The 23,120-nt window shown below is 61.3% G+C and carries 22 protein-coding genes and 2 pseudogenes; 16 read left to right on the top strand and 8 right to left on the bottom strand.

Features of this window, described 5'->3' with window-relative positions:
* The first annotated feature begins 22 nt into the window (after nt 1–22).
* From QJT82_RS09645 to QJT82_RS09620, 6 genes are all read left to right on the top strand, one after another.
* The gene (locus tag QJT82_RS09645; RefSeq protein ID WP_028339188.1) at nt 23–250 is read left to right on the top strand and encodes a DUF2171 domain-containing protein; all 228 of its coding nucleotides are present in this window, start codon (nt 23–25) and stop codon (nt 248–250) included.
* Nucleotides 251–309: 59 nt separating this feature from the next.
* Nucleotides 310–564, top strand: a complete 255-nt coding sequence (locus QJT82_RS09640) for a DUF2171 domain-containing protein (RefSeq protein ID WP_028339187.1) — start codon at nt 310–312, stop codon at nt 562–564.
* A gap of 103 nt (nt 565–667) precedes the next feature.
* Nucleotides 668–862 (top strand): hypothetical protein, encoded by a 195-nt coding sequence (locus QJT82_RS09635; RefSeq protein ID WP_028339186.1) that lies wholly within the window; start codon nt 668–670, stop codon nt 860–862.
* 32 nt (nt 863–894) lie between these two features.
* Nucleotides 895–1,950 (top strand): Dyp-type peroxidase, encoded by a 1,056-nt coding sequence (locus QJT82_RS09630; RefSeq protein ID WP_028339185.1) that lies wholly within the window; start codon nt 895–897, stop codon nt 1,948–1,950.
* Nucleotides 1,947–2,771: a family 1 encapsulin nanocompartment shell protein gene (locus QJT82_RS09625; protein ID WP_028339184.1), complete on the top strand. Its 825-nt coding sequence runs from the start codon at nt 1,947–1,949 to the stop codon at nt 2,769–2,771. The genes QJT82_RS09630 and QJT82_RS09625 overlap by 4 nt, the downstream gene beginning before the upstream one ends.
* Before the next feature lie 57 nt (nt 2,772–2,828).
* Nucleotides 2,829–3,125: an Hsp20/alpha crystallin family protein gene (locus tag QJT82_RS09620; protein ID WP_051447741.1), complete on the top strand. Its 297-nt coding sequence runs from the start codon at nt 2,829–2,831 to the stop codon at nt 3,123–3,125.
* Nucleotides 3,126–3,206: 81 nt separating this feature from the next.
* Here QJT82_RS09620 and QJT82_RS09615 read toward each other — a convergent pair whose 3' ends face one another.
* The 4 genes from QJT82_RS09615 to QJT82_RS09600 are packed head-to-tail and all read right to left on the bottom strand — an operon-like array spanning nt 3,207 to nt 8,060.
* Nucleotides 3,207–3,323 (bottom strand): DUF2474 domain-containing protein, encoded by a 117-nt coding sequence (locus QJT82_RS09615; protein ID WP_080686648.1) that lies wholly within the window; start codon nt 3,321–3,323, stop codon nt 3,207–3,209.
* Nucleotides 3,323–4,327 (bottom strand): cytochrome d ubiquinol oxidase subunit II, encoded by a 1,005-nt coding sequence (gene cydB, locus QJT82_RS09610; protein ID WP_028339183.1) that lies wholly within the window; start codon nt 4,325–4,327, stop codon nt 3,323–3,325. Before cydB ends, QJT82_RS09615 begins: the two co-directional genes overlap by 1 nt.
* 5 nt (nt 4,328–4,332) lie before the next feature.
* The gene (locus QJT82_RS09605) at nt 4,333–5,745 is read right to left on the bottom strand and encodes a cytochrome ubiquinol oxidase subunit I (RefSeq protein WP_028339182.1); all 1,413 of its coding nucleotides are present in this window, start codon (nt 5,743–5,745) and stop codon (nt 4,333–4,335) included.
* 50 nt (nt 5,746–5,795) lie between these two features.
* Entirely contained in the window at nt 5,796–8,060 is a 2,265-nt protein-coding gene (locus QJT82_RS09600; protein ID WP_028339181.1) for an FdhF/YdeP family oxidoreductase, read from the bottom strand.
* 355 nt (nt 8,061–8,415) lie between these two features.
* Between QJT82_RS09600 and QJT82_RS09595 the strand changes: the two genes are divergently transcribed.
* The 4 genes from QJT82_RS09595 (at nt 8,416) to QJT82_RS09580 (ending at nt 11,161) form a co-directional block, all read left to right on the top strand.
* A complete protein-coding gene (locus QJT82_RS09595) occupies nt 8,416–9,312 on the top strand; it encodes a bestrophin family protein (protein ID WP_028339180.1) in 897 nt (298 codons plus the stop codon).
* 135 nt (nt 9,313–9,447) lie between these two features.
* Nucleotides 9,448–9,639, top strand: a complete 192-nt coding sequence (locus QJT82_RS09590) for a hypothetical protein (protein ID WP_028339179.1) — start codon at nt 9,448–9,450, stop codon at nt 9,637–9,639.
* 303 nt (nt 9,640–9,942) lie between these two features.
* On the top strand, nt 9,943–10,152 hold the full coding sequence (locus QJT82_RS09585) for a hypothetical protein (RefSeq protein ID WP_028339178.1): 210 nt from the start codon (nt 9,943–9,945) through the stop codon (nt 10,150–10,152).
* A 94-nt stretch (nt 10,153–10,246) separates the two neighbouring features.
* Nucleotides 10,247–11,161 (top strand): DUF5996 family protein, encoded by a 915-nt coding sequence (locus QJT82_RS09580; RefSeq protein ID WP_028339177.1) that lies wholly within the window; start codon nt 10,247–10,249, stop codon nt 11,159–11,161.
* Nucleotides 11,162–11,393: 232 nt separating this feature from the next.
* Here the strand turns inward: QJT82_RS09580 and QJT82_RS09575 are convergent.
* From QJT82_RS09575 to QJT82_RS09560, 4 genes and pseudogenes are all read right to left on the bottom strand, one after another.
* Nucleotides 11,394–11,504 (bottom strand): annotated as a pseudogene (locus QJT82_RS09575) (PRC-barrel domain containing protein); the annotation flags it as partial.
* Nucleotides 11,505–12,036: 532 nt separating this feature from the next.
* Nucleotides 12,037–13,077: a DUF354 domain-containing protein gene (locus QJT82_RS09570; RefSeq protein ID WP_080686647.1), complete on the bottom strand. Its 1,041-nt coding sequence runs from the start codon at nt 13,075–13,077 to the stop codon at nt 12,037–12,039.
* A complete protein-coding gene (locus QJT82_RS09565; protein WP_051447738.1) occupies nt 13,061–15,091 on the bottom strand; it encodes a hypothetical protein in 2,031 nt (676 codons plus the stop codon). Before QJT82_RS09565 ends, QJT82_RS09570 begins: the two co-directional genes overlap by 17 nt.
* 24 nt (nt 15,092–15,115) lie before the next feature.
* Entirely contained in the window at nt 15,116–16,066 is a 951-nt protein-coding gene (locus tag QJT82_RS09560; RefSeq protein ID WP_028339176.1) for a glycosyltransferase family 2 protein, read from the bottom strand.
* A 335-nt stretch (nt 16,067–16,401) separates the two neighbouring features.
* On the opposite strand from QJT82_RS09560, the gene QJT82_RS09555 reads away from it, so the two are divergent.
* From QJT82_RS09555 to QJT82_RS09530, 6 genes and pseudogenes are all read left to right on the top strand, one after another.
* Complete coding sequence (locus QJT82_RS09555) at nt 16,402–17,199, top strand: class I SAM-dependent methyltransferase (protein WP_051447737.1); 798 nt, start codon at nt 16,402–16,404, stop codon at nt 17,197–17,199.
* A gap of 29 nt (nt 17,200–17,228) precedes the next feature.
* Nucleotides 17,229–18,206 carry a polysaccharide deacetylase family protein gene (locus QJT82_RS09550; protein ID WP_196238124.1) on the top strand — a complete coding sequence of 326 codons (978 nt, stop codon included), beginning with the start codon at nt 17,229–17,231 and terminating at the stop codon, nt 18,204–18,206.
* 69 nt (nt 18,207–18,275) lie between these two features.
* Nucleotides 18,276–19,475, top strand: a complete 1,200-nt coding sequence (locus tag QJT82_RS09545; RefSeq protein WP_155258359.1) for a hypothetical protein — start codon at nt 18,276–18,278, stop codon at nt 19,473–19,475.
* A gap of 103 nt (nt 19,476–19,578) precedes the next feature.
* A complete protein-coding gene (locus QJT82_RS09540) occupies nt 19,579–20,514 on the top strand; it encodes a lysylphosphatidylglycerol synthase domain-containing protein (protein ID WP_028339172.1) in 936 nt (311 codons plus the stop codon).
* A gap of 169 nt (nt 20,515–20,683) precedes the next feature.
* Entirely contained in the window at nt 20,684–22,612 is a 1,929-nt protein-coding gene (locus QJT82_RS09535) for a hypothetical protein (protein ID WP_028339171.1), read from the top strand.
* Between the two features lie 64 nt (nt 22,613–22,676).
* Nucleotides 22,677–23,048: pseudogene (locus QJT82_RS09530) on the top strand (hypothetical protein).
* Nucleotides 23,049–23,120 lie beyond the last annotated feature (72 nt).

Raw genomic sequence — 23,120 nt, 5'->3', positions numbered from 1 at the left:
GATCGTATCGAACGAGGAAAGCATGGTGAAGGACGACATCAAGGAGAACATGGAGGTCATCGGCTTCGATGGCGATCATCTGGGCACGGTGGACTGCGTCGAAGCGGATCGGATCAAGCTGAAGAAGCACGACGGCGGTTCGCACGAGAAGCATCACCACTATATCGGCCTCGATCTGGTGAACAACATCGAGGGCCACAAGGTTCGGCTTTGCTGCGACGCCGACATTGCCAGGCTTTTCGAGGACTGATGGCGTGGCCGCAGGGCGGCGTGTCAATCGATTCGGAAATTGGACAGGAGAACCAACTCATGGCGAACACGATCAGGGAGAATATGGAAGTCATCGGCGCGGACGGCGTTCACGTCGGCACAGTCGATCGCGTCGAGGGCGATCGCATCAAGCTCAAGAAGTCCGACAGCTTTGGCCATCACGAAGGCCATCATCACTACGTTGAAATGGGCTTTGTGGCGGGTGTCGAGGGCGACAAGGTTCGCCTCTCCGCCAATGCCGATATTGCCGTCACGCTGGAGGAGGAGAAGTCGGGGCGGCCGGTCAAGCTGTGACCGGCAATCGTGTCGCTCGCGCGGACGCGGGAGACTGCCTGTCCGATCTGGCACTCCCAGAACGGGCGGACGATAGACCTCGTGTTTCAGGAAGGTTGATGAAATGGAAGAGTACGATCTCTACATCAATGCGAAGAAGCCCGCGATCGGGCTGTATGTACGCAAGGGCGCAAATCTCCCTGACCTTGCAGACAAGGGTGATTGGGTGTTCGACGGCACCTGCGCCCAGGACCTGGTGCCCTCGAGTGTCATCGTGGGCGTGAAAGCCGACGGCCACGCTTTCCGGGACATGGACTAGAGACCTCTCGGAGGTCACCAAAGGAGCAAGGTGTGCCGTCTGCTGTTCCGCAACCGGTCGTCGCGCGTCTCACGCGGGCGGCCATCTTCCTGGTCGTGACGGTCAATTCCGGACCGGAAAGCGACGCCGCCGTACGCGGTCTCTGCGCGGACCTGTCGTCGCTGTTGCGCGCCGTCGGCTTCCGCGATCTGCAAGGGCGGTTGTCGTGCGTCATGGGCATCGGCTCCAGCATCTGGGACCGGCTGTTCGGTGCCCCGCGACCGAAGGATCTGCACCCGTTTCGGGAAGTTCGCGGCGTGCATCACGCGGTTTCGACGCCGGGCGATCTTCTGTTTCATATCCGGTCCACGCGCATGGATATGTGTTTCGAGCTCGCGGCGCAGATCATGCCGCGGCTCGGCAGCGTCGTGACCGTTGTCGACGAGGTCCACGGCTTCAAATATTTCGATGACCGCGATCTGATGGGCTTTGTCGATGGGACGGAAAACCCTGTCGGCGCGGACGCCGAACGCGCAACCGTCATCGGCGAGGAGGATGCGCCCTTCGCCGGCGGAAGCTACGTCATCGTGCAGAAGTATCTCCATGATCTGGCGCGCTGGAATGCGGTGCCGATCGAGCAACAGGAAAACATCATCGGTCGGCACAAGCTCTCGGATATCGAGCAACTGGACGCGGCGAAGGCGCCATATGCGCACAACGTCCTGACGACGGTTGTCGAGGATGGCGATCAGCTGGAGATCGTTCGCGACAACATGCCGTTCGGCGAGTTCGGAAAGGGCGAGTTCGGCACTTACTTCATCGGATACGCGCGATCGCCGCGCCGCATCGAGCAGATGCTCGAAAACATGTTCGTGGGCCGGCCGCCCGGAAACTATGACAGGCTGCTGGATTTCAGCCGCGCCGTGACCGGCGCATTGTTTTTCGTGCCATCGGCAAGCTTCCTCGACGACGTCGAGCCGGAACCTGCGCCCGATGCCGTCGACCTACCGGGCGCATCGACGCCGTCCACCAATGAATCTCTCTCATGCCCGGCCGGCAATGATGGGTCGCTCGGCATTGGTTCTCTGAAGCAAGGGGCTAAAGAATGAGCAATCTTCACCGCCACCTCGCGCCGATCTCCGACGGGGCCTGGGCGCAAATCGAGCAGGAAGCGTCGCGGACACTCAAGCGGCATCTGGCAGCCCGAAGGGTCGTGGATGTCACGGGTCCGAAGGGGCCCGGGCTCGCCGCCATCGGCACCGGGCATATCAGGCAAATCGATGCGCCCGGCGACGAAATCCGGGCCATTCAGCGGGAGGCAAAGGCATTAGTCGAGCTGCGCGTCCCCTTTCAGCTGTCGCGGCAGCAGATCGACGATGTCGATCGCGGCTCGAACGATTCGGATTGGTCTCCCGTGAAGGAAGCGGCGCGCAAGATCGCCTTCGCCGAAGATCGCGCGGTGTTCGCGGGTTATGCGGCGGCAGGCATTCAGGGCATCACGGAGGCGAGCAGCAATGTTGCGATCCCCCTTCCGGCCAATGTGAGAGCTTACCCCGATGTCGTCGCGCAGGCCGTCAGCCAGCTTCGGCTGGCCGGCTGCAATGGGCCGTACGCGCTGGTGCTCGGGGCAAGCACATACACGGCCGCGAGTGGGGGAGCCGACGACGGCTATCCGATTTTTCACCACATCGAGCGGATCGTCGATGGCGGCACCATCTGGGCGCCGGCGATTGAAGGCGCGTTCGTACTGACGACACGCGGTGGAGACTTCGAGCTCGACATCGGCCAGGATTTCTCCATCGGCTATCTCAGCCATTCGAGCTCGACGGTCGAATTGTATTTCCAGGAGAGCTTCACCTTCCGGGTGCTGACGACCGAGGCATCCGTGGTGCTCACACCGGCGAAGGCGCCGGCTGCCAAATCCAAATGATAGAAGGCTCAAGCCGGTGATCAGAGCAGGCTCGTAACCGTACCGCACAGTCCCCGTATGCTTGACCTTGACGTGCACGAAGACGAACGCGATGTGGTGGTCCTTGCCGACCTGCCGGGCCTGAACGAAGACGAGATCGAGGTCATGGTCGACGATGACATGCTCACCATTCTCGCCGAGCCAACCCTCGGGCGGCACAGGCCGGAAGGCCGTTGCCGCGTGGGACGCTCGCTCAGATTTCTGGGTGTGATGCGGCTGCCATGTTCGGTCGATCCCGATCGAATGCGCGTTGATCTCGATGATGGTGTGCTGACGGTGCGGCTGCCGAAGCGAAGCAGCCGGCAGAAGAGCTGAGCTCGCTGCGATCCCGCCGACGGATCACTCACCGCCTCGTCGTTGCGCCGCCGCCTGATTGCTTCTTCTCCTGCGACGATGTCACCCTGTCAGCACGACGCGGATCAGGCCGGCGACCAATCCGAGCGCGATGACGCTCGCGCCCCAGATCGCGGCCATCCAGGCGAGCCGTTGCCAGAGCGGAAGCCGGTGCTCCATCAATGATATCCGTGAATGCCGGCCTTGCCCCGGAACACCCAATAGGCCCAGCCCGTATAGGCGAGGATGACCGGGACGATGACCAGCGCGCCGACCAGCATGAAGGACTGGCTCTCGGGCGGCGCGGCAGCATCCCAGATCGTCACCGCGCGGGGAACGATATAGGGATAGATGCTGATGCCGAGGCCGAGGAAGCCGAGCAGGAACAGCGCGAGCGCCATCGCGAAGGGCAGCCGCTCGAACCCGCGCCTGAGGCTCCAGAACAGCGTCGCCGCGCAGATCGCAACCAGCAGCGGCACCTGCGCCGTGAGCAGCACGCCGGGCAGCGCAAACCAGCGCCGCCAGTAATCGTAATGCAGGAACGGCGTTGCCGCGCTCACGGCCGCAAGCGCTGCGAGCGTTCCGAGGCCGAGCCAGAAGGCGAGGCGGCGCGCATGGCGCTGGCTGGTTCCTTCGGTCTTCCAGATCAGCCAGGTCGCGCCGAGCAGGGCATAGCCGATGACGACGGCGATCCCGGTCAGCAGGCTGAACGGGCTCAGCCAGTCGAGCCAGCCGCCGGCATAGGCGTCATTCTCCACCCGGACGCCCTGCAGGATCGCGCCGAGCGTGATGCCTTGGGCCAGCGCCGCGACCACCGAGCCCAGCGAGAAGGCCATGTCCCACAGCGCGCGGTGGCCTGCATCCCGCCAGCGGAATTCGAACGCGACGCCGCGGAACACGAGGCCGAGCAGCATCGCGATCATCAGCGGATAGGTCGCCGGAAGCAGGATGGCATAGGCCAGCGGGAACGCTGCGAGCAGTCCGCCGCCGCCCATCACGAGCCAGGTCTCGTTGCCGTCCCACACCGGCGCGATCGAGTTCATCGCCTGATCGCGCTCGTCGCCGACCGCGAAACTCGGGAACAGGATGCCGATGCCGAGATCGAAGCCGTCCATCACGACATAGGCCATCACGGCGAAGCCGATGACCGCCGCCCAGAAGATGGTAAGGTCGATGCTGATCATGGCGTTCACTCCCGGGCCGTCAGCGGCGCCCCGACACCTGCCGCCGGGGTGATGCCCGCCGCGCGCTGCGGCAGGTTCGGCAGCTCCGGCTCCTTGCGCTCCGGCGGCTTGGCCATCAGCCGCAGCAGATAATAGGTCCCGGCTCCGAAGGCGCTGAAATAGACCAGCACAAAGGCGACGAGCGAGGCGGCGACCGCGGGCGCAGCGAGCGGCGAATGCGATTCCGCGGTGCGCAGCAGGCCGTACACCGTGAAGGGCTGGCGGCCGACTTCGCTCGTGACCCATCCGGCGATCACGGCGATGAAGCCGGCCGGTCCCATCGCGACCGCGACGCGATGCAGCCAGCGCCAGTCGTAGAGCTTGCCGCGCACGCGGGCGAGCAGGCTCCAAAGGCCGACACCGAGCATCGCAAATCCCAGCGCCACCATGATCCGGAACGACCAGAACACGATATGCGCAGGCGGCCAGTCCTCGCGCGGGAAGTCGGTGAGGCCCTGAAGCGGCGCATGTGGATCATGCTTCAGGATCAGCGATCCGATGTGGGGTATCGAGACTTCGTAACGGACGCGCGCCTCGTCATTGCTCGGGAAGCCGAACAGGATCAGCGGGGCGCCGCTCGGGCTCGGCTGGTAGTCGCCCTCCATCGCGAGCACCTTGGCCGGCTGATGCTCCAGCGTGTTGAGCCCATGGGCGTCGCCGGCCAGGATCTGGATCGGCGCGACGATCGCGGCCATCCACATCGCCATCGAGAACATCTTGCGCGCGCCCGGATTGCTGCGGTCCCTGAGCAGATGCCAGGCGCCGACGGCCCCGACGACGAAAGCGGTGGTGAGATAGGCCGCGATCACGGTATGGACCAGGCGAAACGGAAAACTCGCGGTAAAGATGATTGGCAGCCAGGAATCGGCCGGCACGAACTGTCCCTTGGCGTTGATCGCATAGCCTGCGGGCGTCTGCATCCAGCTGTTCACCGCGATGATCCAGGTCGCCGAGATCAGCGTGCCGAGCGCCACCATGCAGGTCGCGACGAAATGCAGGCGCTTGCCGACCTTGCTGATGCCGAACAGCATGACGCCGAGGAAGCCGGCTTCCAGGAAGAATGCCGTCAGCACCTCATAGGCCATCAGCGGACCGATGATCGGTCCCGCCTTGGTCGAGAATACCGACCAGTTGGTGCCGAACTGGTAGGACATCACGACCCCCGACACCACTCCCATGCCGAACGTGACCGCGAAGATCTTGAGCCAGTAGCGGTAGAGATTGGCGTAGACGCCTTCTCCTGTCTTCAGCCAGAGCGCCTCCAGCACCATGAGGTAGCTTGCGAGCCCGATCGAGAACGCCGGGAAGATGAAATGGAAGGAGACGGTGAACGCGAACTGCGCGCGTGCCAGGATTACCGGGTCGAGTTGCCCAAGCAATGTTGCCTCCCTATGAAGCCGAAGCTCTCCGCAACCTGTGGAGCCGCCCGCTAGGCGACGACACGAACCGGAATCGATTTGGCGGCGGGCGTGCCGCTGATCTTGTCGTAGTATTCGAGCGGCAGCAGCGGGTTCAGCTCGGGATAGTATCCCGCGACCGCGCCGCGTGGCATCGGATAGTCCAGCACCGTGAGACCATCGACCCGGCGCCGCACGCCGTCATCGCTGATCGTCTCGAGCGCGATCCGTGCGCCAGAGGCGAGCCCTCGCGCCGCCCGGTCATCGGCGTTCATGAACAGCACCATCCGGTCGTTGTAGACGCCGCGATAGCGGTCGTTATAGCTGTAGATCGTGGTGTTGAACTGGTCGTGCGAGCGGACTGTCGCCAACCGCAGCATCGCGGGATCGGACACCGGAGCGTTGACCTCGAGGCCGGGCATCAAGAGGAAATTGGCCTTGCCGTTCGGGGTCGGCCAGACCAGCCGGCGCGGTGGCACGTCGAGGTGGAAGCCCTGCGGTCGTTTGATCCGTTCCGAAAAGTCGCTGTAGATCTCGGGATAGACGTCCGCGATCTTATCGCGGATCAGTCCGTAGTCTTCGATATAGCTCTCCCACGGAATCGTGCTGTCGGGAAGCGTCGCGCGCGCCATCCGGCAGACGATCTCGACCTCCGGGAGCAGATCGGCGCTTGCCGGCGCCAGCACGCCGCGCGATGCCGTGACGGTGGACATCGAGTCCTCTATCGTGACGAACTGCTCTCCGGCCAGGGTATGGATGACTTCGGAGCGCGCGACCACCGGCAGGATCAGCGCATCTCGCCCGTGGACCAGATGTCCGCGATTGAGCTTGGTGTTGATGCCGACCGTCAGGGCGAGTTTCCTCATCGCCGCATACGATCGCTCGGTATCGGGGACCGCGCGGACGAAGTTGCCGCCCATGCCGATGAAGACCTTGGCCGTGCCGTTCTGCATCGCCTCGACGGTCTCGACGGTGTGGTGGCCGTGTCCGCGCGGCGGCTCGAAGCCGAACACGTCGCGCACGCGGTCGAGATAGTCGTCGGTCGGCTTCTCGTCGATGCCGACGGTGCGGTCGCCCTGGACGTTGGAATGGCCGCGGATCGGCGAGATGCCGGCGCCGGGCTTGCCGAAATTGCCCTTGATCAGCAGCAGATTCACGACTTGCTGCAGCAGCCGCGATCCCTCCTGGTGCTGGGTCAGTCCCATCCCGTAGCAGATCATGGTAGCCCGGGAGCGCATGTAGATCTCGGCGCAACGGCGGATCTGTGCCTCCTCGACGCCGGAAATCGCGACGATGTTGGGCCACGACTGGGCCAGAACATCCTTCCGGACCAGATCGAATCCGACGGTCTGCTCGCGAATGAAGTCGTGATCGAGGACTTTCTCGCCCTGCGCTTCGCGCTCGAACATCACCTTCATCATGCCCTTGAACAGGGCAAGATCGCCGCCGATCTTGATGTGAACGAACTCGCTGGCGATCGGGGTCGATCCGAAGGTCGCCATTTGAATGACATCCTGCGGCTCGGTGAAGCGGATCAGTGCCCGCTCCGGCATCGGATTGACGGCCACGATCGGCACGCCGCGCTTTCGCGCCTCGACCAGATTGGTCATCATGCGCGGCGAGTTGGTGCCGGTGTTCTGCCCGATCACGAAGATGGCTTCGGCGTGTTCGAAATCCTCCATCACAACGGTGCCCTTGCCGACGCCGATCGAGGGTGGCAGGCCGCGGCTGGTGGGCTCGTGGCACATGTTCGAGCAGTCGGGGAAATTGTTGGTGCCGAACGCGCGGACGAAGATCGAATACAGAAACGCGGCTTCGTTCGGCGTGCGTCCCGAGGTGTAGAATTCGGCGTGATGCGGGCTCTCCAGCGCACGCAGATGATCTCCGATCATCGTGAAGGCTTCGTCCCACTCGCATGGCAGATAGCGATCGGAAGCCGCATCATAGCGCATGGGCTCGGTCAGCCGGCCCTGCATCTCAAGCCAGTAGTCCGACTTCTCCATCAGCTCGGACACCGTGTATGTGGCGAAGAATTCTCGCGTGACCCTGCGCTTGGTCGCTTCGAACGCCAGCGCCTTGGCGCCGTTCTCGCAGAACTCCAGCGTCTTCTTGCAGTCAGGATCGGGGAAGGCGCAGCTCGGACATTTGAAGCCGCCGGGTTGGTTCATCGCGAGCAACGCGCGAGATCCTTTGGTGACGACGCTCTGCTCGAGCAGCACCTTGGCGGTTGCGCCGGCCGCTCCCCAGCCGCCCGCAGGATGATGATAGGCCTTGTAACGAGGCTTGTGGTCGGTCATTGCCAGCACTCCCCAATCATCCGCGATATCGGAAGTAAACCATTCTATCATATTGATTTCTATGGACATTTTGTCCTTTTGCGCGGACAAAATGTCCGGCGTTGAAAGCCGATCGCGCTCTAAGTGACTGACTGGACTACATTCCGGAATTGGCGCGGAGGTTGCTTCATTACGCGCCGTTGAATCGGGGAGACGGCGTGAACCACCCATTGTCCATGTCGGAAGGTTGCTTCCGGCGATGTCCAAACTTGATCATTGCGACCAATGCGCTCGTCGTCACCAGTGACGATACGCGCGCGGCGTCCGGCTCGAGCTGCAATCTCGAGGAGGGCTTAAGCGCGCCGCGGAGGTCGACATGATTGTGCGCTCCAAGCCCGGCTTCAGGGACATCGTGTTTGCGGTCAACGGCTCGATCCTGCCGCGGATCGCGCCGCATCTGGTTGCGATCGCCTTGATCAGCGTCCTTGCGGTGCTCGCCGCGATGGAGCATCCGGGCATTTTTGCGCGGATCAGCGCCGTTCCCTTCACACTGATCGGCATCGCGCTGTCGGTCTTCATGAGCTTTCGGAACAGCGCCTGCTATGAGCGCTGGTGGGAAGGCCGGGAGCTCTGGGGCAAGCTGATCATCGCCTGCCGCTCGTTCGCACGTCAGACCTCCACCCTTGATGAGGAGGAGCGGCGCGTGCTGCTTCGCGGCCTGTGCGGCTTCTGCGCCGGACTGGCAGCCCGCTTGCGCGGCGAGGACGAACTGGTGGCGATCGGACATTGGTGCGACATCGACGCCGCGTCAGGCGGGCCCAACCCGACCAATGTCGTGCTCAACCAGATCGGAACATATTGCCTGGCGCTGATGAAGCGGGACCGCATTGAGCCGATCCACTACTCCGTCCTCGAGGGGCAGCTTAGCGCGCTCTCCGACGTGCAGGGCGGTTGCGAACGCATCGCGTCGACGCCCGTGCCGTTCGCCTATTCCCTGCTGCTGCACCGGACCGCTCTGATCTTTTGCGTGACGCTGCCGTTCGCGCTGGCCGGATCGCTGGACTGGTGGACGCTGCTGCCCGTCCTGCTGGTCGCATACACCTTCTTTGGTCTCGACGCGCTCGGCCATCAACTCGAGGATCCGTTCGGACTGGAGCCTAACGCTCTCCCACTGGACGCAATGCGGCGCATGATCGAGCGCGAGATTCTATTCCTGCTTGGCGAGCGGGATCTTCCCGCACCGATCGAGGCGCGCGACAATGTGCTGAAATAGGCGGAACCTTTGATCCGGGAAAGTTGCGGCGAGATGCCCTTCGATAGCGCAACGCCTCGACCTTCATATGGAGGTGGCCATGAGCATATAGTGAATGAGCCTATCCGAGTGGGATCGAGGTTCCAGGAGGTGCCTATGACGATGAATGAACTCGCTGACGCGCTCGACAAGATCGATGAAGATGCGTTTGCCTCGTTTCTCCTGGAGTATGAGATCACGCACGATGACGGACCCGAGGCGATGAAGACGATGATCGTCGAGGCGCTTCGGTTCGCGGAAGCGCACGGCTTTCAGGCGCCCCGGCCGCTTCTCGACGAAGCCGATTAGGCTGGGGCAAAGTCCATCCGCGACGGAGATGCGGAGCGCGCGTACGTGTCTGCTCCGCGGAAGCCTGCGCGAGACAGGTGAGGCATCGTCGATGGACAGCCTGTCCTCCACGGCGCGGACAAAATGTCCGTCGTCGTCAGGTGTTGCGCTGCCAAGCCATTGACATTGTTTCCGCGCCCAAGTTGGCGCATTCTTTGCCATCAGGAATTTCGACGCTCGGGCGGATCGGAACTCCTGTTGGTTCGAACAATCCGGTCGAGCGCGACGTTGAACGTCATTGATAGCGACATAGGAGGACCCTCAATGTCCAAGGATCATGACAAAGCCTCCCACGGATCACAGGACGCGCGGCGGCACAAGATCGACCATCAGACCCGAAGCGAATGGCTTCACAGAGACTCTGGCCTTCAATCCTTGTGGCAGGCCTCCGGCATGTCGCGGGACGAGTTCATCCAGCACAATGAAGGCGTGATCGACAAGGTCATAAGCGATAACCTTGACGCGAACCGCTAACTGGAAGGGGCGCATTGGAGCTGGCCGCACGGCAGCGAAGGTTCGCTGAATCGATCCTGCTGCCAAGCCTCCAGGTGCTGTGTGAGGATGCGCCATGATTGCTGGCAAGCGTACTTCCGATTTCTGGCCGGCGCTTTCCAGCCCGGCCTTCGAGCCCACGCGAACTCTTCTCCACATGACGTTGCAGGCGGTCGGAAAACTCAAGCTGGCCGAACCGTTTCAGGCGCAATGGGCCGAGGTGCCGTTGTGGCTCAGTGCGAGAGGGCTGACCACCGGTCCGATCCGCTATGCCAGCGGTGCTTACGAGATCCGCGCGGACTTCATCTCGCACGAGCTGCAGTGGCTCACGAGTTCGGGCGCATCGGGGCAATTGCCGCTGCGACCGACATCCGTTGCCGCGCTCGTGGATGCTCTGCTCGATCAGCTTCGCCACGCCGGCATTGACGCTTCAATCACTCTCCTGCCGCAGGAAGTGTCCCATCCGATCCCGTTCAACGAGGACAAGGAACAGCGGCCGTACGATCGCGACCTGGTCAATGCGTGGTGGCGCATCCTCCTCAGCACGCAACGTGTCATGCACGAATTTCAGGGCCGGTTCACCGGCAAGACGCAACCGATAGGCCTGATGTGGGGGACGCTGGATATTCGCGCGGTGTTCTACAACGGCAAGCCCGTCACACCCGCGCAAGATATTGGCTTCATTCGACGCAATGCGATGGATGCGGAGTTGATCGAGATGGGGTGGTGGTCGGGCGATGCCTCCTATCCCAGGCCCGCGTTCTACTCCTTCACATATCCGCAGCCGAAAGGCATCGAGAACACCAAGGTCGGTCCGGCCGCCGCCCGCTGGGACGCCGGCATGGGCGAGTTCCTTCTCGACTACGATGACCTTCGCCAGTCCGGTGATCCCGAAAGTGACCTGCTGACCTTCCTCGAATCCACCTATCACGCTGGTGCAACCGCTGCAGGGTGGGATTCCGGGCTGTTGGGTGGCGGCCGGCCGGAATGACACGCGACCTGGCGCCCACAACCGCTTTGTATCACGACGGCGTGTTGGAGGCGAAACGCCAGACTTCGGCAATAGCTCAATTGGTAGGTTTTGGCCCAGGACGCTCAAATATGCCTTATCTTTCAACAGGGATTGACTGACACTCTCTCCGCCGCACTGCTTCTCCGCTGTATCCAGCTGTTCGAAACGACAGCAAAGCACGAACATAACGCGACAATGGTTGTCGCGGTTACCCACCAAGGCCCGTATCGTTCAGGTATTGCCAGGGCAGCGGGTAATGATCGCCACCGATCCCCAGGATGCCAACCGAAGCCACCCAGTGGGCGATAGCAGCATCGAGCTCGGCATTGCGCGCGATGCAGTCGTCGCTGGTTGCGAGATACTGAACAGACGCTCACGGGGGCCCAAAGAGCGTCCGCTACAGCCATCATCAGCCGGATGCTCGGTACGAGCCGGGGAGCCTCGGTCCGGTTTGCAGGCGCGGAGGGGCCTTTTGGGGGAGGCATCGTGGCGCCTTCTGAACGAAACTTTTTAGGTTCGAAATGCACCTTATGGTTTGAAAAACCTTGGTAACTCATTGATATTACAACAAATTCGTGCAACCTCCGAGCGCACCACAAACCCAAGTTCCCATCTGAAATCATTAAGCTTTTTCCGGGTGTCGCCCGGGAATGCCACTGTTCGCGTCCGGCCCCGGCAACGCGCTGTCGATTGGCTGGGCGTGCGGACCTAGAAGGTCGCGCTGCTAACTTCTTGGCTTGGTCGATGACAGTTGGAGGCGCCGATCGAATCGCGGGACCTCGCCGATAGCGGCCGCTTCCGGCGAGACTGAGCCCCAGGTCTCGACGCGAGACCCTGACACGCGCGACCGGCCATCATGCAAAGCCATTATCAAACTGCTTGAGCAGCCAGTCGGTGAGGTCGACCTTCTCGGCCAGTACCCGCGCGTGTCGCTGCGCCATCGTCGCTTCCAATGCTGGATCAGCAACCATACCCGACACGAGCGTCACCAGTTCCTCGAACTGCTGGGGCTTGAAGCCCCAGGCCAACCGATACCGCTGTTCCAGTTCAGCGATCACGGAGCAGCGCCCGACGAAGCTATTGCAGCGGATCGCGGGGCGTCCGAGCAAAGCCGCCTCCATCGTCATCGTCTGGCTGTCGCTGATCAGTATCTTCGCGTGAGCCAGAAGGTCATGCATGGTCTCGGGCGGAGCCTTCAGGGCGTATGGCTGAAGGCGCGGAGCGATGGAGCTTTCCGCGTTGATGAAGACGCGGCCATGCGGTTCGAGCAACGCAATCAATCGAAGAACCTGAGCCTCGGAAAGCCCGCTTTCGCCGGCGTCGTGATGAGCCGTCAGCGAAACCAGCCGTATGATGAAGTAGGGCTCGCGAGGCTCTATTCCCAACAGGCGGACCACGTCCTGGTCGGGCTTGAAATGGTTCGGGTGGAGGTAGGCCAGCTCATGATAGCTGTCGTGAGTTCGCACCTTTGCGGTCTTCTTGTCCCGCAAGACCGCCGGTATGACGATGCGATTTGCGAAAGGATAGGTAATTTTCGCGAACAGCGGTACGTAATCGGCGTCGTCTTCGTTCAGGACGATCGAGGGCCTGCCAATGACGCGGCCGACGTGAGCAACCGATACAGACGTGCCGACAAGGAAATCCGGTCTGTCTGGAAGCGCGGCTTTCAGGACCTGCCAGTTGTGGATCGCAAGTTCGATGGCGCTGCCGACAAGGCCTCGGCGCGGCTTCGAGGCGACGGTATAGGGCAGGCCGTAATGATCGAGCAATCCACCGATAATGCCGCGATCACGGATCGTGACCGTGATCTTGTCGCCACGCGCCTGCATGCGCTGCGCCACGTTTCGGAAAAGGTGAACGTGCGCGGGATGGCCGATATCAAAGAGAACGTGCATCGCTCTTGTGAACTTTGCTGGGATAGAGCGTTGGGATCTGAGCGATGCGCTCCATCACCTCGGTGGGATCGAGACCGATTACGCCGCAATACCACGCGATCGATTCGAAGCGCGGGATGTTCTCCATTTCGACGAGACGAAGCGCGCTCGCTCGATCGAGCACGCCCTCTCGAATCTGGTTCGAGCGGAAGGTATCGTTCTCGCTAAAGCCCGCGACCCGCGTATAAATGTAGTTATAGAAAGCAGCCGTCCCATCTCCGATGCGCCAGGTCGAGCGCGTATCGTTGGCGGTCTCCCAGTCGTATTGATCGATCAGCGTGTCGTTTACTTCGCTCTCGACCCAGGGAATGTAGTCGAACAGTCGGAGATATTCGTGCTTGATCGAATAGTAGCTGAAAAAGGCGCCGGCGGTATCGAGAAGCGATTTGTTGATGTAGCGCGGGTTGAGCAGGAATTCCCTGCCGTAGTAGCTCGCCATCTGAAGCTGCGCGAATTGTGACGGCCGGTGTCCAAGCGTGGGCGGCACACCACAAAAGCCGGCCTTGAAATGTGTTTTCTCCAGCGGATTGGAGGCAAGCACCGTAGCTTCAAGGTGAAGCTTTTTCGCGAGGTCATTGGCGTAGTAGAAATACTGCTTGTCGCCGGCCATGAAGAGGGGGACCATTCCAAGTGACGGCCGCTTGAGCCAAGCAGAGACGTTGCGACGAATGTTTGCTCGCTTTTCGGCAATGTCAGCCGAGACGAGAATATGCTCGACCTTGAGCGCCCCGCACATCCGCGCCTGGTTGCGGCGCGCCAGGTCCGTGATCATTCCCCAGTCGTAAGTGTAGGCGATCGGCTTAAGGCCGAGCTCACGCACCGCATAGTGAAGGCCAAAGCTGCTGTCGCGTCCTCCGCTCAGCGTGATGAGGCAGTCGGCGGAGGCGCCGTTGCGGCGTGTCTTCAGCTTGTTGGCTTCGGCCTCCAGGGCGGGACGCCCCAGATAGGTCTTCGGTTGGTGGCTTTGGCAGAAGTTGCAGACGCCGCTTGCATCGAACGCGATGAAAGGGACCGTTTCCGGCAAAATACAGCGGGTGCACCGGCGCAATGCCTTGATCGGTTGCGGATCGATTTCGAAGCGCGAGAAGTTGCCGAGCCTGACTGCGGGCATCGAATTGAAGGTCGTGGCATTGCGGACTTTGCCGGGTGTGTCGTCCCGGATCTCGCGCCGCCGCGGGGCGATCGCCGGCGTCTCCTCGGTGTCGACCCCGAGATCGATCTCGTGGCTGACCAGCGTATCGAGTTTGATCAGCAATGCGCTGCCAGCCTTGATCTGTCGGATGGCGTCCGGGCGCGCAGGCCAGGCCAAGCCTGGCGTGGTCAGGAATTCCTCCAGAATGTAGCGCTCGGAGGCGAATACGATCGTGCCGTCGGCCGCGCTCGGCGCCACGTAAAGAGAGCCGTTGTTCGTTGCGAGGACCATGCAATTGAGGTCGTCGGACACGAGCGCGGTGGAAACCGTCCCAAGCAACCTGCGGAACGTCGAGCGCATCGCGTCGGCGAGGGATTCGCCCCGATCGAGATGCTGGCGGAGCAATTGGAGCATCACTTCGGTGTCGACCTCGGCCTTCCGCTCGGCCGTGTTTATGGTTCGCCACAGGTCTTCGTCATTGACGATGATGCCGTTGTGAACGCCCAGGATGCCGCCGGCAAGAACCGGCTGGTTGTTCGCGTGCAGGTTTTGAGTGCCGTTCGTGACGAGTCTCGAATGTCCGAAGATAGCGATGGGCTCACGGGACTGGTAGAGCGTGTCCAGAGCACCCTTGAAGAAGGGAGCAAAGTCCGTCGAGGCGAGAAAATCGCGCGGACGCTGCGCACTCTTGCGAAAGGTGACGGTGGTCGGCCCAACGATGGCGAGCCCGGACGATTCCTTGCCGCGCGTTTCCGACAGGAGGAACAACCGAGAGACGGCGCGTTCCACGATCTCGCGATCAAGCGCGCCCGGGCTCGTAATCACTCCGAAAATGCCGCACATCGTAACCGCTCGCCGTCGCTCGATCTATTTCAGGTGCTTGTTCATTTCCATGTCAAGCCACATGGCAAACATGACGGATTGCCAGCCCATCAAGACAAGGAATGTCGTGAAAAGCGGTGTGTTGTCTGCCACGAATCCAATGAAGAGCCGATGCATCACAACGTAGAGTCCGACGAACATTCCGAGCGACAGCAAAACGGCGCCCGTAAAGTAGAACAGCACCAACGGATGAAAGTCGCGGATGATATATTTCTGCAGCATACGATAGGCAAACAATCGCACGAGCAACAATGACAGCCTCGGCACGAGGCGAATTGGCTTGATGCCTGATTGTTCGCCGATACCGTAGATCGGCTTGATCGGGATGTCGCGTACCCTGAAATCAGAGATATTCAGTTTCACGAGCATGTCGTTCGGCATCCCGTACCGCTTGTAGATGTCGTCCAGATTCAGCGTCTTAAGCACCTTCCGGTTGGCCACGGTGTAACCGGTCTGCGAGTCCGCCACGTGCCAATAGCCCGAAGCGATCTTGGTCAACATCGAAAGCAATCCGTTACCGATGTAGCGAACGCGCGGAATCAGGTTCCACGCCTCTCCGGTGAAGAGCCGGTTTCCCTTGGCGTAATCGGTTTCATCGGCAATGACGGGCTCAAGCAGTGCGCTTAGATCGCCAGGATCCATTTGCGCGTCGCCGGCCATAACGGCCGTCGCATCGATGTCGTGGTCGCGCGCCCAGCGATAACCGGCGGCGATCGCCCCGCCGACACCTTCATTTTTGGGCAGTCGAATCAGTATGACGCGTTCGGGCTGCGCGGCAGAATAGCGCTCGACGATCTCGGCGGTGCGGTCGCGGCTCTGGTCGTCCACGCAGACAATATGGTCGACAAACTCCGGCATGGTCTCGATGACGCGGCCGATCAGTTTCTCCTCGTTGTAACAAGGCACCACAACCGCGACAGTCTTCGATTTATACATGCGCATTTCCCGCCGCGGCGCGGCTTCGTGAGTCGTAGGCCGGTTGGGGAACCTGCTTAAGCCTCTGTTCCAGGTTGAACCACCCTGCTTGAATGCGGTATCTGCAGTTTCGTCAATAGGCTGTCCACCGGCGCGCCGGTCCGGAGATCGCGCTCGGCCCCAATTTTTCTGGCTCTCGTGTCTGAATTTGTTGCATTTTCGACTTTGGTGCCGGCGAAGGGGCAGCAGGCCAAGCCCGCGGATTCGCGTCTTCAAGCGGGTTGCGCCATATTATCTAGCAAGATCAATAAGATGCGTCCAAATCAACTTCGACGGGCAGGCGCGGATCGCACTCCATGAACGAGGAAACGCTCCGCTTCTACAACCTGCAGGCGAAAAACTACACTGCGCTCAGAGCCCGCCCCATTCAGGTTTACACCGACAGGCTCGAGCGGGAGGCTATGGCCCCGCTCGTCGCGGCGGCAACAAATATCCTCGACCTTGGCTGTGGCGAGGGACGTTTGACGCGGTGGCTTGCACAAAGCAAGCGAGATCAGGGCGGAGATTTCACCGTGCACGGTGCGGACTTCAGCCCCGAAATGATCGCCCATGCGCGGGCCCTGAATGGTGACCTCCCGGCAACTTACGGTATTGGCGATGCGATGGCGTTGCCGTTTCCAGACAACAGCTTTGATCTGATCGTATCGTGCACGGCCCCCAACAATTTTCCCGACCTGAACGCTGCCCTCGATGAAATCCGTCGAGTGCTGCGGCCGGGCGGTGCATTCTGCGCAACGATCATAAACAGCCAGGAGACAGCACGTTTCGCGCGCTATCTTTACTACTCGCCATATTATCTCGCGAAGCTTGCGCAGCGCATCGTGAAGGGGGCGTCGAGCTATCACCGCGTCTTGTTCTCTCGCGAAGAGCTCGAGCGTCTGCTGCAGGGCCGCTTCAAGATGATAGAGATATCCGGAATGCGGCTCATTCCCGATTTCGTGCCGGAATTTCCGCTGAACATCTGGCCGCCCTTGTTTCCGGTCATGTCGGGCTTCATCGACGCCACGCAGAGCATTGATCATTGGCTTGCAAAGCATCCGACATTCGGACGCCGCGCCCGTTTCCACCTTGTGATTGCACAGGCAGTGAAATGAACCCGGGACGACAGCGCCCGAAATTCGTGGTGACCGTAGACGTCGAGGACTTCTTCGAGCCGCGGCCTCCGATCGACACCTATCGGGGCCGTAACGCTGGGCGCGATTACGCGACTCCGCGCATCATGGATATCCTCGAACGACACGGCGGCCGCGGCACCTTCTTTGTCGATGTCCAGAACCGCCGGACCGTCAGCGAGGAGCTCGTTGCCGGCGTGACGCGCGAGATCGCCGAGCGGGGCCATGAAGTTGGCCTGCACACCCATCCGGCCTTTCCGGAGGGAAAGCGCGGATACGGAATGGCGCAGACGATGAAGACGCTGTCGTTCAACGAGCAGCGTCGGTTCATCTCCGAAGGGGTGGCGCTGATTGAAGCCTGGACAGGCCGACCGCCTGTCAGCCATCGCGCCGGCGGCTACGGCGCCAACTACGATACGCTCGTTGCTCTGGAGCAAAACGGCATCGAGATCGATTCGAGTGTTTTTTACGGCTATCCGCACTGCGGACTCAATCATCCCCCGCTCACCGCGAACGCCGTTGTTCGGCATGGCGATCTACTCGAAGTTCCCGTGACCGTGACGCGCTGCGATCTTGCGCTCGGACCGGCCCGCCTGCTGTCGCTGACGAAGAAGCTCGATCCGGACTGGTGCAGTCCCGGCGAGTTGCGCCGCCAGATCGAAGCCGTCTTGGCGTCCAGTCAGCAAATTATCGTGCTGTTCTTGCATTCCTATTCGTTGATAGATATCGAACGCGGGTTTCGGCCGGACGAACGCGCTTGCGCGGTCCTCGATGAATTGCTGGCCGACTGCGTCGGTCGCTTTGACGGAGAGATTACGACGCTGGAGCGTGCGGCTCGGGCCGTCGATCCAGTCCCAAGCAAGGAAGCGGTAGGCCAATCGCCACCAGTCGTTCGCTCCGATCTGCTGTTTCGCAATGTCGAACTCACCGGTTGGCTGATGCGAAAAGTGCGGCTACGGCACTTGAAGATTCTGGTCGGGCAACTGTAGCGGCTAGCCTGTTGCATACACGATAGAGTAGATGGCTACAGCGCGCTTTTTTGTAGAAGGCCTCCACGCATGATGACCGGTCAAGCTCCGGCTTCGGATCAGGATCTGCTCGAACGTGTTCGCGCAGCGTCCGATGCTCTCGGCAACTGGCTCGAGCAGAACGACTATGCCGGCAATGATCCTTATCAGCTTGACAACATTATTTCCCAGGTTGGCGGTCGACCTATCATCGGGCCGCTCATGCACTTTGCCCGCCGAACGCTCAAGCCTTACCATGCGCTGATCCCGAAACGCCTGTTCCAGGCGGCCCCGGCCATTGTCATGCCACAAGCACTCGGAGATAGCCTCGCGGGTGAAGCTCGCCAACCCGACAGCAAGGTCTCGCGTCGACGAGCGGCGAGGTTGCTGACCCTGCTTGAGGACACGCGTAGCCCGCTGGCTCGCAATGCAGCTTGGGGTTTGCCGTTCAACTGGGGAGGAACGGGGAAGCACCCGAAGCATTGGCCGACCACGATTACGTCCACCATCGTGTTGACCGGTCTCCTCGATGCCATCCATCTGCTCGACCGCGACCGGGGGCTGGCGCTGCTCGAATCCGGCATACGTTTCATGCTGGAAGAGGCTGGCATGATCGAGTTGCCCGAAGGCGCTTATGTCTATTTTGGTCCGGGCGACACGCGTCTGATAATCAATGCCAGTGTTGCAGCCGCAGGCCTGCTGGCCCGGGCGGGACGGGTGCTTGATCGCGACGAACTCGTCGCGCTTGCCGGGCGGGCGGCCTTGTTCGCCGTGCACCATCAAAATCCGGATGGATCCTGGTTCTATGCGCCGGCGTTCCGCGATCACCCCGTCGACACGATCATCGATAGCCGGCACACGGGCTACATCATCGAAGGGCTCATCGAAGTCAACGCGACAATGGGTGACCAACGTATCGCGGATGCGATCGGGCGTGGTTGCGGTTATATGCAGGCCCAATTGATCGACGGCGACAAACCGCGTTGGAGTCCCGAGCAGACCTGGCCAATCGATTCCCACGATGTCGCGCAGAGCATCCTGACTGCGCTCGCCTACGGGGACAAAAGCCTGGCAAAGCGCCACATGGCTTTTGCCATGGATCGCTTTTATGCCGGCGATGGCAAGTTCCGTTACAAGGCGTTCGAGAACGGCAACAACAACGACGCCGTCTTCATTCGCTGGACGCAAGCACCGATGTACAAGGCGACCAGCAAATATCTGGCGAATTCTTCCGCCACGGAGCGTGGATGAAAATCCTCACCCGCTACTTGCTGCGAGCCGGACTGCCACGCGGCGCCTCGCTTGCCGGGGACCTCTCTTGCGCCTCGAACTCGATTGAGAGGCACGGAGCCTGATGGGTCTGCTTACTCGCAAGCGGTTGCTTTGGGGCGCGGCCTTCATTGTTGGTGCTGCGGCGCTGTTCTATTTGGTCGATCGCATCGATTGGCACACTCTTCGGTCGATCTCGATTCAGACGTTACTCGTACTCTGCCTTTCGTCGATCGTTATGATTGCGCTGCATGCTGCGGGCGCGGCGACGTTGTTGGCGGGAATGCGGTATCCAGCCAGCCTGATGGATGTCATGATGGCCATGCTGGCAGCGGGCACGGTGAGCCTGGCCGGCGATCCGAAGCTCGGCGTGCCGGCGCGCCTGGCGTTCTACAAGATGCTGGCGGATATCCCGGTGAGTGTCGGCGCGGCTCAAACGACGATCGAAAGCCTTCTTTGGCTGTTCTTGATGGGAGCGGTCCTGGTCATTCCGGGCGAATTGGCAGGTGATCGCGCACTGCCGCTTTCGCTCGCGGCCGCGGGATTGCTGATCGCTGGCCTCGCAGCGGTGGGACTTGGTCCGGCGGTGTTGGACAAGATGTGGGTACTCGGCCCGTTGTTTCGGGCCTCCGGGCCGATCCGTCGGTTCGTCTTCGATCTGCGAAACGCAATGTTCGGGATCAAGCCGTTTGCGCTGGCTGTCGCGACGTTGTGGCTTGCGACAACCTATGTGGTCGACGTCGCTTCGATTTGGTATCTCGGCCGGGCCTTGGGTGCTGATCTTCCCCTTGTGGCCATCGGGCACGCGATCGTTATTTCTTATCTGGCCGGGGCAGTTTCCCTGCTGCCATTGGGGCTGGGGGTGCGTGACGTCACGTTCGTGCTGCTGTTGCAGCAGGCCGGAGCTTCGGCGGAGACGGCTGCAGCGCTTGCTCTGATTCACCGCACCGTGCGCACGGTTCTTCCGCTGCTGATTGGTTTCGCCGTCTCCGGACTGATCGCAACACGTTCACGGTCGTAGGGCACTGCTTGACGCGCCGCGACCGCCCCAAGATTAGGTAGCGGCCCGTGCGCGGGGCGACTACAACATCGTCGAGTTCCGGCTTCGCCGATAGGGCACGCTTTGCACCACGAACAGAATGCCGGGCACCGTAATTGCGCGATGGGCCGAACGACAAAGGGACAATGGCTTGAGCACTCTGTTTCTGATCGGCCAGCTCGTTCTAGCCTCGGGCTTGGCGAGACTTTTCTACGTCTTTGACAGCGTCCTCCCGATTCCTCCCTTTGGGCGTATTGCCTTCGGAGTGGCAACGACCAGCTTTGTCACAGCATGTCTACTGTTGCTGCTCACGCTTGTTGCACCTGGGCTGGCCCTTGGAGGGCACGCCAGCGCGCCATTCATCGTTGGATTGGCGTTGCTTGTAGCGCCCTGGAAAGGACCGACGCCTCGCGGTCCCAAGAGCCCCCACGCCCTGCGCGATCCAGTCGTTCTGGCTTCGATCGTAGCCACATTGATGGTGGCCTGCATTATCGTGCCGCGGCTCTGGTTCTATGCCGGCCAGGTGACCGGCAATTCCGACGCAATGCAGTACCTTGCGGAAGCGCGGCAACTTCTTTCGCAGCGTAGCTTCTTCGATGCCTCCGGGATCGGAGGCCTTTCCGACGGCACTCTGCGCGGCGACCCCCATGGCCTGCTCTGGCCTGCCTACAATGCGTCGGCCCTGCTTTGGTCCGGTCTCGGCGGGGCCGGTTTGAGCGACGAAATGGTGCCGCGCGTTGCATTCCAGCTGACGATCATCACCTATGTTGCGGCGGGCGTGACTCTCGCCAGCGCGGCGCGGGTGCGTGGCCTCGCGATCCTTCTGCCGCTTTTGATTCTGGCGGTCCCTCTCATCCACAGCGGATCAATCGACGGCGGCCGCGACGTATTCCGACTAACGGCGCTCCTACTGCTTTGCACGTTTCTTGTGGCGCAGTGGCAAGTCAGTTCGCGTCACCCGAGCGTCGGAGCTGCGCTTTTGGGCGTCGTGCTCGGCGGTTGGGCGATGCAGGGCCATGCACTATCCATTGTCCTTGTGCCACTGATTGTCGCGCCCTGGACGCTTCTGAGCGTTTCATTCGGGCAGTCCCCGATGCGCATTGCGCTGCTGACTGCCGCAGTGGCTGCAGGCTATTGCCTGGGCGGCCTTCACGTCGCAATGGCCTATTACAAGAGCGGCTCCCTGACCGGCGACAACGTTGACGCAGCCCGGGTCGCCGCCGGTACGCTTTATGCGCACAGCATCGAAGCGCGAGATACGGCCCGCATCGGAGAAGGTGCCGTCCTGTCTAGCCGGCTCCTCATCAGTTTTGCCAGGGACGGTGGATGGCCGAGCGCAGCGGCGCTTGTCGTCCTGTTCGCGACGATAGCCTGGTACGCCGTGCAGCGGGTTTCGTCCCGAGATCGCTCTACACTCCAGTCAATCGACTGGCGGATCGGAGCCATGTTTGGGGCGTGGTTTCTCAGCGAGATGCTTCTGCTGTTGGGCGCCTTCGACGTCGGATACTACAATTTGTCGAGTTGGACAGTGTTGAATGCACGCTACGCGATGCAGTTTTACATGTTCGCGGCTCTGTTCGTCGCGTGGGGAATAGCGGTTGCTCCGGTTGCGCTGACCGCCACGTCAACGAGCGTCGAGCGCCGCGAAACCTGGACCCGAGCTGCATTGTCGTTGGCGATTCTCGGTGTGGCTGTTGCCACGACCTGCATTCTCGTCAAGCGATGGACGTACTATTCAACGAGCGGCTATCAACGGGTTGCCAAGCAGTTGAACGCTTTGACGGCGAACCTGCCACCAACGTGTCGGGTATTGGCCGAGGATACCGGCATCAATTTTCTCGCTCAGCGGCAGGTTCTGCAACTCTACAGCAAATACATGCGTGACCTTCTCGTCGAGCGCGACAAGGAAAAGCTGCTGCATGAACTGGACAAGCGCGATATCTGCACTGTTGTTCTCTATGACGGGTTGTACGTCGATATGGCCGGGCCTGCTGCGCCGCTTCTTGAGGCGCTGGCCTCGCCGAATTTCAAGATGTATGGCGTAGAGCCATGGCGCATCTACGTGCGGGCGGCGCCGTAGCTGCAGCGACTTTGGCAATGCGAGCGATCGCGCGGCCGCAAGCCTGCCCCACCCGGAGCGCCCGATGATCTTTGCCAGCTACGCCTACCGTGTCGTCTCCAACTTCATGTTTCTGGGGCTGGTCTATTTCACGCTGAACCTTCTGGAGAAGTACGAGCAGCGCGACGGTCGCGATCCTGATCGTGGTCTATGCGGCGATGCACGCCTTTTCCGGCCTGCGCTCGTTCTATTTCTTCCAGCGCATCGAGCGCCTGGAGGGTGAGACGAGGCGGCTCGCCGCGGCGGCCGGCGAGGGGCCCAATGCTGTCGCCTCGCGCAGGCAGATCGTCGCCGATGTCACTGTGCTCAGGCATGCCGGCGAGATCAAACCTATATCGACATCTTCTTCCTGGCGCTGGTGATTCTGCTCTGCGTCGCCAAGATCGTGGCCAGCTAGTGTCCCGAGTCACAAGTTCGCAATCATAGATTCGCAGTAGATTCGCGTCGCTGTGCCAAGGATGGAGGCAAA

Origin of the sequence: Bradyrhizobium sp. Mp19, assembly GCF_029952935.1 — a bacterium.
Lineage (GTDB): Bacteria > Pseudomonadota > Alphaproteobacteria > Rhizobiales > Xanthobacteraceae > Bradyrhizobium > Bradyrhizobium elkanii.
Note: the sequence above shows the minus strand (reverse complement) of the source record. Positions and strands in the feature narration are given on the sequence as shown.

Coding starts and splice junctions, on each gene's coding strand:
- QJT82_RS09580 (WP_028339177.1), top strand. CDS start 10,247: ATGATTGCTGGCAAGCGTACTTCCGATTTCTGGCCGGCGCTTTCCAGC.
- QJT82_RS09645 (WP_028339188.1), top strand. CDS start 23: ATGGTGAAGGACGACATCAAGGAGAACATGGAGGTCATCGGCTTCGAT.
- QJT82_RS09590 (WP_028339179.1), top strand. CDS start 9,448: ATGACGATGAATGAACTCGCTGACGCGCTCGACAAGATCGATGAAGAT.
- QJT82_RS09640 (WP_028339187.1), top strand. CDS start 310: ATGGCGAACACGATCAGGGAGAATATGGAAGTCATCGGCGCGGACGGC.
- QJT82_RS09555 (WP_051447737.1), top strand. CDS start 16,402: ATGAACGAGGAAACGCTCCGCTTCTACAACCTGCAGGCGAAAAACTAC.
- cydB (WP_028339183.1), bottom strand. CDS start 4,327: ATGATCAGCATCGACCTTACCATCTTCTGGGCGGCGGTCATCGGCTTC.
- QJT82_RS09635 (WP_028339186.1), top strand. CDS start 668: ATGGAAGAGTACGATCTCTACATCAATGCGAAGAAGCCCGCGATCGGG.
- QJT82_RS09595 (WP_028339180.1), top strand. CDS start 8,416: ATGATTGTGCGCTCCAAGCCCGGCTTCAGGGACATCGTGTTTGCGGTC.
- QJT82_RS09540 (WP_028339172.1), top strand. CDS start 19,579: ATGGGTCTGCTTACTCGCAAGCGGTTGCTTTGGGGCGCGGCCTTCATT.
- QJT82_RS09625 (WP_028339184.1), top strand. CDS start 1,947: ATGAGCAATCTTCACCGCCACCTCGCGCCGATCTCCGACGGGGCCTGG.
- QJT82_RS09560 (WP_028339176.1), bottom strand. CDS start 16,066: ATGTATAAATCGAAGACTGTCGCGGTTGTGGTGCCTTGTTACAACGAG.
- QJT82_RS09600 (WP_028339181.1), bottom strand. CDS start 8,060: ATGACCGACCACAAGCCTCGTTACAAGGCCTATCATCATCCTGCGGGC.
- QJT82_RS09585 (WP_028339178.1), top strand. CDS start 9,943: ATGTCCAAGGATCATGACAAAGCCTCCCACGGATCACAGGACGCGCGG.
- QJT82_RS09565 (WP_051447738.1), bottom strand. CDS start 15,091: ATGTGCGGCATTTTCGGAGTGATTACGAGCCCGGGCGCGCTTGATCGC.
- QJT82_RS09615 (WP_080686648.1), bottom strand. CDS start 3,323: ATGGAGCACCGGCTTCCGCTCTGGCAACGGCTCGCCTGGATGGCCGCG.
- QJT82_RS09620 (WP_051447741.1), top strand. CDS start 2,829: ATGCTTGACCTTGACGTGCACGAAGACGAACGCGATGTGGTGGTCCTT.
- QJT82_RS09570 (WP_080686647.1), bottom strand. CDS start 13,077: ATGCACGTTCTCTTTGATATCGGCCATCCCGCGCACGTTCACCTTTTC.
- QJT82_RS09545 (WP_155258359.1), top strand. CDS start 18,276: ATGATGACCGGTCAAGCTCCGGCTTCGGATCAGGATCTGCTCGAACGT.